Annotated in this window: 5 protein-coding genes; all 5 read right to left on the reverse strand. The window is 73.3% G+C overall.

The window, feature by feature from the left end:
- Positions 1-36: 36 nt before the first annotated feature.
- A complete protein-coding gene (locus ACIGO6_RS36165) occupies positions 37-1,320 on the reverse strand; it encodes a trans-sulfuration enzyme family protein (protein WP_399884026.1) in 1,284 nt (427 codons plus the stop codon).
- 7 nt (positions 1,321-1,327) lie between these two features.
- Positions 1,328-2,560: an MFS transporter gene (locus ACIGO6_RS36170; RefSeq protein ID WP_399884028.1), complete on the reverse strand. Its 1,233-nt coding sequence runs from the start codon at positions 2,558-2,560 to the stop codon at positions 1,328-1,330.
- The gene (locus ACIGO6_RS36175; RefSeq protein WP_399884030.1) at positions 2,557-3,672 is read right to left on the reverse strand and encodes an alanine racemase; all 1,116 of its coding nucleotides are present in this window, start codon (positions 3,670-3,672) and stop codon (positions 2,557-2,559) included. Before ACIGO6_RS36175 ends, ACIGO6_RS36170 begins: the two co-directional genes overlap by 4 nt.
- Positions 3,669-4,781 carry a SagB family peptide dehydrogenase gene (locus ACIGO6_RS36180; protein ID WP_399884032.1) on the reverse strand — a complete coding sequence of 371 codons (1,113 nt, stop codon included), beginning with the start codon at positions 4,779-4,781 and terminating at the stop codon, positions 3,669-3,671. Before ACIGO6_RS36180 ends, ACIGO6_RS36175 begins: the two co-directional genes overlap by 4 nt.
- Before the next feature lie 364 nt (positions 4,782-5,145).
- The gene (locus tag ACIGO6_RS36185; protein ID WP_399884034.1) at positions 5,146-10,503 is read right to left on the reverse strand and encodes an amino acid adenylation domain-containing protein; all 5,358 of its coding nucleotides are present in this window, start codon (positions 10,501-10,503) and stop codon (positions 5,146-5,148) included.
- Between the last annotated feature and the right edge of the window lie 31 nt (positions 10,504-10,534).

The raw sequence follows: 10,534 nt of genomic DNA on the forward strand, positions 1-10,534 counted from the left end.
CCTTTCCCTCGCGGGTCGCGCGTGTCTGCGGCCGGGTCACAGGCCGCCGAGGGCCTGGTCGAGGTCGTCGACGAGGTCCTCGGCGTCCTCGATTCCGGCCGAGAACCGCACCAGCCCGGGGGCGATCCCGACCTCGGCCCGCTGGCGGGTGGTCAGGAAGCTGTGGGAGGTGTTGAAGGGCAGGCTGACCAGGGACTCCACTCCGCCGAGGCTGGTGGCGACCACGGGCAGGCGCAGCCGGTCGAGGAGCTTGAGCGCGGCCTCGTCGCCGCCGTGGAGTTCGAAGGAGACCATGCCGCCGAAGCCGTCGGGCGCCATCTCGCGCAACCACGGGTAGGGGTAGTCGGGCAGGGAGGGGTGGTGCACCCTGCGGACCGCGGGGTGTCCGGCGAGGAACCCGGCGAGGACGGTGGAGTTCTCGCTGTGCCGGCGCATCCTGAGGGCCAGGGTCTTGAGTCCGCGTTCCAGCAGGTAGCACATCATCGCGTCGAGCGAGCCGCCGAACTTCAGCATCTGGGCCCAGATCCGGTCGACGTACTTGCGGGGTCCGGCGACGGCGCCGGCCGTCACGTCGCTGTGCCCGTTGAGGTACTTGGTGGCGCTGTGCAGGACGAGGTGCGCCCCGTGTTCCAGGGCGCGCAGGCACACCGGCGGGAGGAAGGTGCCGTCGACGACCAGCAGGATGTCCCTCTCCCGTGCGAACCGGCCCAGTTCGGAGAGCGGGGCGGCCTTCAGGAGCGGGTTGGTCAGGGTCTCGAAGAACAGCACCTGGGTGTCGTCGCGTACGGCGGCGCGGATGGCGGCCATGTCGACCGGGTCGGTGAAGGTGACCTCGCGGCCGAGCTGGTGCATGTCCTCGCGCAGCAGGTTGAAGGTGCCGCCGTAGACGTCACGGGAGGAGACGATGTGCCCGCCCCGGTTGGTGAGGGCCAGCAGCGTCGTGGTGATGGCGGCCATGCCGGAGGAGAACAGCAGGGCGCTCTCCGCGTTCTCCAGCGCGGCGATCTTCTCCTGCACGGCCCACTGGTTGGGGCTGCCGTAGCGTCCGTAGATCGGCACGTCCCTGATGTGGCCCTGGTCGAAGGCCTGGTAGGTGTCCTCGCTGAAGGTGAACGTGCTGGTCTGGAACACCGGGGTGCCGACGGCGCCGGTGACCGGGTCCTCGTAGGTGCCGGCGTGGACGCTGCGGGTGCTGGGGCCGGTGCCGTCCACGACCCGCTGCTGGGGCAGCCGGGGGCCGGGCACCCGGCCGCGGCCGAGGGCGTTCATCCAGGGACGGTCCTGGCCGGCTCCGGAAGGTGAGCCCTGGGATCGGGTCATCGGTGTCCTACCTTTCGACGGTGTGGCTGCGGACGTCGCGCAGGGCGAGGGGGGCCAGGCTGACGGCCAGTTGGGCCAGTCCGGCGGCGAGCAGGGTGGTGCGCGTGCCGGCCTGGGCGGCCACCGGTCCGGCGAGCATCAGCCCGACGGGCTGGGCGGCGTAGGAGCCGAACCATTCGTAGGCGCTGACCCGGGACAGCGCGGAAGCGGGGACGCCCGCCTGGAGGGTGGTCTCCCACAGCGGGTTGAACAGCATGAGTCCGGCGCCGCCGACGAAGGCCGCCGCCGCGGCGGACGCGGCGTCGGAAACCTGGGACAGGACCAGGGGTGGTGCGGCGAACAGGGCGGTGGCCAGGAGGCCGAGGCGCAGTGTGTGGCGCGGGCGCAGCCACAGGGCGCCGGCGCCGCCGAGGACGGCTCCGGTTCCGAAGGCGGTGAGGATCACGCCCCAGGCGCCGCGTCCGCCGAGCTCGCGTTCGCTGAGGACAGGGCCGAGGACGGTGAAGACGGCGTACAGCATGTTGCTCAGGGAGGCCATGACGATGACCGACCAGATCCACGTGCGTGAGGTGAACTCGCGCCAGCCGTCCCGGAGTTCGTCGAGCATGCGTCCGCTCCGGCCGACGGGGGCGGTGGCCTCGCCGGCCACGTCCAGACGGGCCAGGCAGTAGGCGCTGACGGCGAAGGTCGCGGCGTCGGCGGCGATCGCCCAGCCCGTGCCGACGGTGAGGACGAGCAGGGTGGCCAGCAGCGGTCCCGCGATCATGGCGGCCGAGTGGGACATGCCGCGCAGGGCGTTGGCGGCCTGCCGCCGGGATGCCGGAACGCACTCCTGCACGAGCCCGGTCACGGCCGGCGTGAACAGCGCGCCGGCCGTGCCGTGCACGGCCTGCAGGACCACCAGGTGCCACAGGGAGGCCTCACCGCCGAGCACCAGGACGGCGGTGACGCCCTGGCCGAGGAGCCGGGCGAGGTCGCTGCCGAGCATCACCTTGCGACGGGGCAGCCGGTCGGCGAGCACTCCCCCGACGAGCATGAACAGGGTGAGGGGCACGACGCGGGCGGCGAGGATCAGCCCGAGGTCGGCGGCCGAGCCGCCGAGGTCCAGGACGGCGAAGGCGAGCGCGGGCGCGACGAGGAAGTCGCCGAGCGACGAGCCGGCCTGGGCGACGAAGAAGAGCCGGAACGGGCGCAGGCGCAGTACGTCCAGGGCTCCGGTCCGGGCGGCGGTGGGGCTCAACTCCCCTGCTGCGGGACGGTTTTCGCCGGTGGTGCCGGGATCGCGTCCTGAGCGTTGAGTACCTGCCATATGCCGATGTGCCGTTCCTCGTCGTGTTCGTACACCGTGACCGTGCGGATCTGCGGGGTGAGGGCGCAGATGTGCGGTGGGACGATCCGGGTGCCCGGCGGTGCCGTGCTGGCGAGCCGCTGGTGGTCGGCGGCGCGCTGCCACGGGTAGGGGTGCTGGTCGAGCACGCGGTCCGCCGCCTCCCGGTCCGTCGCGACGACGGTCACGGCCACGTCCTGCCCAGTGCAGGCGCCGACCGCGAGCATGCCCCCGTCGTGCAGGGCGTACGCCCCCGAGCAGATCTCGGTGACACCGGCTTCGGTGAGGGCCCCGTCGGCGGTGGGAGTGCCTCCGACGGCGACGTCCGGGCAGGGCAGGCCCGCCCTCCCCAGCAGTGCGGCGGTCCGCACGGTGTAGGCGGCCGTCGCGCGGCCGGCCGCGGCCGGGTCCTCGGCGTCGGCGGCGGTGAGCAGGGCCTGGTAGGCGGTGACGCCGTCGAGGCGCAGCGAGGGGCGGGCGGCCGCCGCGCGGGCCACGGTGAGGATCCGGTCGTCGGGTGTGGCGGTGGCGTCGAGGCCGGTGCCCAGCTGCACCCGGACGCCGACGGTGACACCGAGCCGGTCGGCGGCGTCGGCGATCCCCGTGACGGCCGCCTCGCTGTCGACGTGCGCGGACACCCGGCAGTGGCGGGCCAGTTCGGCGGTCTCGCGCCACCTGAGGGGTTCCGGCCAGGGGTGGGCGATCACCACGTCGCGGATGCCGGCGGCGACGTACTGGCGGGCCTGTGCCAACTGGGCGACCGCGATGCCCACGGCGCCCGCCGCGCACTGGCGCAGGGCGAGTTCGGCGGTGCGGTGCCCCTTGACGTGGGCGCGGACCCGGACGCCGTGCCGGGCCGCCCGGGTGTGCAGCCGGCGCAGGTTGCGGTCGACGCGGGCGAGGTCGATCAGGACCTGGACGGGGCTGTCGTCGGGGCGCCGGCGGTCGGTCACGGGGGTTCCCGCTCCGCCGCGGGCCGTGCGGGCGGCCGCGGCCGTGCCCGTCGCGTCGGGGGTGTGGTTCACTCCAGGCCGTCCCAGGCGTCGCGGGGGTAGGAGAAGCTCGCGGGGCCGCCGTCGAGCATCGCGGTCTGCCGCTCGGCCTCCTGGGGGTCGGGGACGCCGAAGCCGCTGACGCCGAGGGGGATTTCGCTGTTCCAGTGCAGGTCCAGTTCGCGTTCCACGGTCTCGTCGCGGATCGCGGCGGTGAAGAAGACCCCCAGTTCCAGTGCCGTGCCGGCGAGGTAGGCCGTCTGGCTGAGGTGGCCGAGGTCGGCGAAGAGCGCACGGTAGGTCCTGCCCATCGGGTACTTCCACGCCGAGCGCTCCAGGACCGCCGTGTACAGGAACAGCACGGGGGCGCGGGCGGTGAAGCTCTGGTCGCCGCACCAGTGCAGGATCTCCTCGTCGGTCGGCGGCTCCTCGCGCAGGGGTTCGAGGGCGTGGATGTCCGGGGCGTAGTGGTACAGGCCCGCGCGTATGCCGTCGGCCGAGCGGATCACCGGGTAGATCTCGACGGGGTGGCGGGCTCCGCCGGAGGGGCTCGTCTTCAGCAGGGAGACGCCGAAGCCGGGCAGGTCCACGCGGTGCTGGACCCCGCCCGTCCAGTGGAGCAGGGTGCTCAGCCGCCGGGCGCTCAGCGGGTGGCCGGCCGCGAAGCGCCGGGTGGTGCGCCGGTGCCGCAGCGCGCGGCCCAGTTCCATGGGCAGCGGGTCCGGGTCCGGGAGCGCGGCCGGTTCGGTGTCGTAGCGCTTGAACGGCTCGGGCTGTGGCTCCTGTTCGCCCTTCTCGCGGAGCCGGACGGTGTCCTCGGCCGCGGAGACGAAGCGCTCGTCGTCGTGGGTGCGGCTGGCCAGGTGAAAGTAGGTGGCGGCGGTGCCCCAGGTGTGCCAGGGGCCGAGGGTCTCCTCGCGCCGGTGTTCGGGCGAGCCCTCCTCGATCAGCAGGCCGGCCTCCAGAAGCTGCTTGACCACGGCGGTGTCGGCCTCGCGGGGCTCCTGCCACGCCGTGTAGTGCGGCAGAAGGGCCCACACCGCGGGTCGCAGGGCGAACTGGCGGTGGTCGACCGGATCGTCGCAGACGAGCTGCCCGTTCCTGCACGTGAAGATCAACAGGCGCGAGACGCGTACCCGCATCGGTTCGGCCTCCTCGGCGGTGAGTGGTCCGCCGCCCGGGTGGAGGCCCGGGCGGCGGTCGTGCGCTCAGGCGCAGGTGGGGATCAGACAGTGCTGCGCGGCCTCGTACTCGTCCTCGACGAGGATCTCGAACGCGAGGTCCTGCGTTTCGGTGTGCTGCATATTCACTCCTCAGATAAGTACCCTGAACGGGTGACGGACCGAATTGCTCAGCCATCTAAACACGGTGACCATCGGCATTCAAGAAGGAATACGTGCCGGTTTTCCAACCTTTTACAGCCCTTTTCGAGGCAGCACAAAATGCACTGGCACGCTCCCCCGCAACGGAACAATCGACGCTCACTAACCCGTTCTGAACTGCGCTTTACGAATCCACGCCACGCCTTTCCCGATTTCGTGCAGGGACTCGGGGAATTCGCCCGACCGGCGTCCGGGTACGCGCCACGGGATTTGCTTCGCGCACCACTTCGACGAATTCATTCAGGGTCGGATGGGAGAATATCGACTCGATCCCCAGATCGACCGAAAGCTGCCGTCCCACCTTGTCGACCATGCGCAGGGCGAGCAGCGAATGGCCGCCCAGCAGGAAGAAGTTGTCCTGCCAGGCCACGCCCTCGTGCTCGAGGAGCTCCGCCCAGACCGCGCGGACGGCCGCGACCACCGGGTCCTTGAGCAGTTCGGCGCTGACCTCGCCCGCCGGCGCCGCGGGCCGGTAGTCGAGCGCGCCGTAGTCGATCTTCCCGCTGCTCAGCAGCGGCAGGTCCGCACGGCGCACGAAGACCGTGGGGATCATGTGCCGGGGCAGCCGCTCGGCGAGGGCCCTCCCGATGTGCGCGTACTCGTCGGCCACGAGCTGACGCGGTTCCCCCTCCCCCGCCATGACCAGGTGGCCGACCAGCGACATGCCCTGCCGGGTGCGGTGCACCTTGGCCACCGCGTCCAGTACCTCCGGGATCTCGCGCAGTGCCTCCTCCACCTCACCGGGCTCGATGCGCAGCCCGCGCATCTTGAGCTGCCGGTCGACGCGGCCCATGTACTCGAGGTCGCCGTCGCCGGTGTACCGCACGAGGTCCCCGGTGCGGTACAGGCGTGCCCCCGGACCGCCGAACGGGTCGGGGACGAAGGCCTCGGCGGTGCGGGCGGGGTTGCCGAGGTAGCCGCGCCCGACACCCATCCCGCCGACCCACAGGGCGCCCACCATTCCGCGGGGCACCGGCTGCATCTCGGCGTCGAGGACATGGACGGTCATGTTGGCCAGCGGCCTGCCGATCGGCACCGGCCGGGACCGGTCGGCGTCCTCCGTCACCCGGTGGATGGTGACGTCGTCGGCGCATTCGGTCGGCCCGTAGGCGTTGTACAGCTCGACCCCTGGGCACTGGGCGAACCATTCCCGCGCGGTGTCCCAGCTCAGGGCGTCTCCGCCGGAGATCATCGCTCGCAGGGCGTGCGGCCGCCGCCCGATGCCGGCCTCCAGCAGGGTGGCCACCATGACGGGCACGACCTCCATGAGCGTCGTGCCGCTGTCGACGACGTCGTCCAGGATCCTCGACGGCGACATGACCCGCGTGTCGTCGACGATCCTCAGCCGACCGCCCACCATCAGCGGTGCGAGGAACTGCCACAGCGAGATGTCGAAGGTGGCGGGCGCCGTCTGGCCGACGCAGTCCGCCGGTCCGACGCCGAAGTGCTCGATCATCTGCCACTGGTGGTTCGTCAGCCCGCCCATCGTGACCGTCGCGGCCTTGGGTGCCCCGGTCGAGCCCGAGGTGTGGATGATGTACGCGCTGCCGTGCATCGGCGTCGGGCAGGGCGGGTTCTCCTCGACATGGCCGGCGGTGACCTCGTCGATGTCGAACAGGTGCGGGCGGGCGACGCCGGCCCGGTCGGCGAGCGCCCGCTCGAACAGGTCCCGGCCCGCGCGGTCGGCGATCACCCCGCGCGCGCCGAGGGTGGCCGCCATCTCCGCCACCCGCCGCGGGGCCTCGGCCGGGCTGACCGGCACGTAGCAGGCACCCGCCTTGTGGATGCCGAGCAGCGCCGCCAGGAAGCCGACGGTGCGGGCGGCGCACACGACGACCTGGGTCTCGGGGCCGACGCCGGCCGCGCGGAGGCGGCGCGCCACGTGGTTGGCCCGGCCGTTGAGCTCGCCGTAGGTGAGCCGTTCGGTGCCGTCGTCGACGGCCTCGGCCCCGGGGGTGAGGGCCGCCTGGCGTTCGAAGACGGCCAGGTAGTGCTCCTCGCGGGGGACGCGCGGCCCCTGTCCGGTCCGCAGCAGGTCCCGCGCACCGTCGGCGTCCACCAGGGGCAGCCCGGCCACGTCGGCGTCCGGGTCGGCGGCGACGGCGTGCAGCAGCGTCCGGTAGGCGTCCGCGATCATGCGGGCCTGCTCCCGCCCCAGCAGGGCGGTGTCGTACTGGAGCCCGAAGCGCAGCCCGTCCGGGAGTTCCACCACGTTGAGCGCGATGTCCGACTGCGCGGTGGGGTCCTCCACGGGGAAGCCGCGCAGCACGGCCCCGTCCAGGTCCAGTTCGGCGGCCGGGTCGCCGAGGACCGCTCCGGCCACGGCACGGCCGCCGGGCAGGGCGCCGGAGTAGTGGCTGAACATGGCCTGGAAGACGGGCGGCGCGCCGGAGCCGCGGTCGGGGTTGAGGCGGCGGGTCAGCACCGGGAAGGGCAGCTCCTGGTGGTCCAGCGCGTCCAGCATGTCGCCGTGGGCCCGCGTCGCGAACTCCGTGAAGCCGGTACCCCGGCCGAGGCGGGAGCGGATCGGCAGGACGTTGACCAGGTAGCCCACGTGGGCGGCGAGTTCGGGGCGGGTGCGGCCCGCCACGGGGACGCCGACGACCAGGTCGGGCTGTCCGGTCACGCGGTGGAGCAGCACCTGGAACGTGGCGAGCAGGACGTTGTGCAGGGTGTGTCCCTCGCTCCGGGCGACGCGCCGCAGGTCCCGCAGCAGACCGGCGTCGCCCTCGAAGGCGGCCGTCGCCCCGGCGTGGCCCCGGTGCCGGCCGGCGCCGGGAAGCTCCAGGACGGGCAGTTCTCCCGCGAGCCGCTCGGTCCAGAAGGCGGTGAGTTCGTCCTCCCGCTCGGCCGGCATCGCCCGCTCCCACCGGGCCGGTACCAGGACGGGGGGCCGTTCGCCCGCGGGCCCGTCCGCGGCGTATGCCTGTCGCAGGTCGGCGACGACGAGCGCCAGTGAGGTGAGGTCGCAGACGATGTGGTGGAGGCAGAGCACGAGCACCCGGCTGTCCTCGCGGCGGACGATCGCCGCCCGGATCAGCCGGTCCCGCTCCAGGTCGAAGGGGCGGGTGGCCAGCTCCCGGATCCAGTCCCGCACCGCGTCGTCCGGCCAGGTCCGCGCGTCCACCCGCTCGGGGCGCACCTCGGCCTCGGGCGCGACGTGTGCGCGCGGTTCGCCGTCGTGCGTGCTCAGGACCAGCCGCAGCGACGCGTGCCGGGCCACCACCTCGGTCAGCGCGGCGCACAGCCGTTCCTCGTCGACGTCGCCGGTCAGGCCGAAGGCCCGGGTGACGTTGTAGGCGTAGCTGTCGGGCGAGGTCCGCTGCAGGAACCACAGGGCGCGCTGGGTCTCCGTCAGTGCGTACTCCAAGGGCTCGCCGGCCGGGTCCGGCCCGGCGTCGGGGTCCGGGGCGCCCCTCCCCGATGCCGCTTGTGCCGCGTCCGCCTGGTCGAGCACGGCAGCGGCCAGCTCGGTGATCGAGCCGGCCCGCAGCACGAGGCTCGGCCGCAGGCGTACGCCGAGCAGGGCCTCCACCTCGTGCTGCAACGCGACGGCTCCGAGGGAGTCCAGGCCCAGTGAGGTCGGGGAGGCGGCGCCGTCCGGCGGCCCCTCCTCGCCGAGGCGTTGGCCGAGGCAGCGGCACAGGGCATCGGTGAGCAGGTCCCGGCGCCATGTGTCGGACGCCTCCCGCAGGCTCCGGGCGCTCACCAGATCGGCCAGCCGCGCCGGCCCGGCGGTGCCCTCGCGGGCCGTCCACGACCACAACACGGGCAGGCCGTCGGAGAGGTGCAGGGCGCGGGTGTCCTGGCGGCGGACCTTGCCGCTCGAGGTCTTGGGGACCGCCCCCGGCGGCAGCAGGGCGATGGTGCGGGCGGCCACGCCGTAGCGGCGCGAGAGCGCGTCCCTGATGCCCCGTGCGAGGACCGGGTACCGCTCCTCCGGGACGCCGGGGCGTACCTCCTGGCAGACGACGATCTCCTCCTCGCCGTCCGCGTCCACGCCGAAGACGGCTCCGCAGCCGGGGCGCAGCGACGGACTGCTCGCGGCGACGTCGATCTCCAGGTCCTCGGGGTGCAGGTTCCGGCCCCGGTGGATGACCAGGTCCTTCATCCGCCCGGTGACGTACAGCCGTCCGGCGTGGACGAACCCGAGGTCGCCGGTGCGGACGTGCCCGAGCGCCGCAGCGCCGGACAGCTCCACGCCGAAGACGGGGCGGTCGGGGTCGCCGCCGCCCCAATAGCCCGCGCCGTTGCTGTCGCTGTGCACCCAGATCTCGCCGATGTGCCCGTCGGGCAGCGTCCGTCGCCCCGCGGGGTCGACGATGCGCACGGCGGCGTGGTCGAGCAGCCGGTAGGCGACGAGTTCGCGCGGCGCCCGCCCGGCGCCGGGCGTGCCGTCGGGCACGTCCCCGTCCTGTTCCCGTGCCCGGCCCTGTTCCAGGGAGGCGACGGAGAAGGCGCTGCTCTCGCAGGCGGTGTCGGCGTCGGCGCTCGCCACCAGCAGAGTGACCTCGGCGAGCCCGTAGCAGGGCGTGTGGGCCGTGGGACGGAAGCCGGCGCCGGCGAAGGCCTCGCTGAACGCGCGCAGGCCGGCCGGTGACACCGGCGCGGCGCCGTTGAAGGCGAGCCGCCACGAGCCGAGGTCGAGGCCCGCCTTCTCCTCGTCGGTGACCTTGCGGACGCACAGGTCGTAGGCGAAGTTCGGGCCGCCGCTGATCTCGGCGCGCTCCCGTGAGATCTCCTCGAGCCAGGAGGCGGGGCGTTGCAGGAAGGAGAGGGGGTCCAGGATGACGGCGCGGGCGCCGGTGTACAGCGGTTGCAGCAGGCCGCCGATCAGTCCCATGTCGTGGTGCAGTGGCAGCCAGCTCACGCTGGTCGAGCCGGGCGTGACCTTGAAGGTCCGCCGGATCGCGGCCTCGTTGTGCATCAGGGCGCCGTGCGGGACGACGACGCCGCGCGGTGCCTTCGTCGATCCGGAGGTGTACTGGAGGAACGCGGTGTCGTCCGCCGTGATGGACACGGGCCGCCAGTCGTCGGCCTCGGCGGGTTCGACCAGGTCGACGTCGATCCAGGCGGCCGAGGCGCCGAGCCGCCGCACGACGGGCGCGTCGCCCAGGAACCCGCGGACGAGGGACGTGGTCAGCACGGCGGCGGGAGCGCAGTCCTCGGCGACGTTCAGCACCCGCTGGGTCGAGGACTCGTCGACCGGGACGGGCAGCGGCACGGCGACGACGCCCGCCGCCAGGCAGCCGAGGAACGCCGCGGCGAACTCGGGCACGGTGGGCATGACGATCAGGGCCCGGTCGCCGGGGCGCAACTGCCGCCGGAGCCGGCCGGCCACCGCGCGCGTGCGGAGATCCACCTCCGCGTACGTCAGGTCGGTGCGCGGGGTGCCCAGCGTGGTGGCGGCGAAGGTCAGCGCCTCTCGTCCGCCGTGCTGTTCGGCATGGCCGCGCACCAGCGCAGGAAGATCAGTGAACACGTGCAACCTCGCTCCGTCCGTGAAGGGGGAA

This window comes from Streptomyces sp. NPDC053750 (assembly GCF_044544295.1).
Lineage (GTDB): Bacteria > Actinomycetota > Actinomycetes > Streptomycetales > Streptomycetaceae > Streptomyces.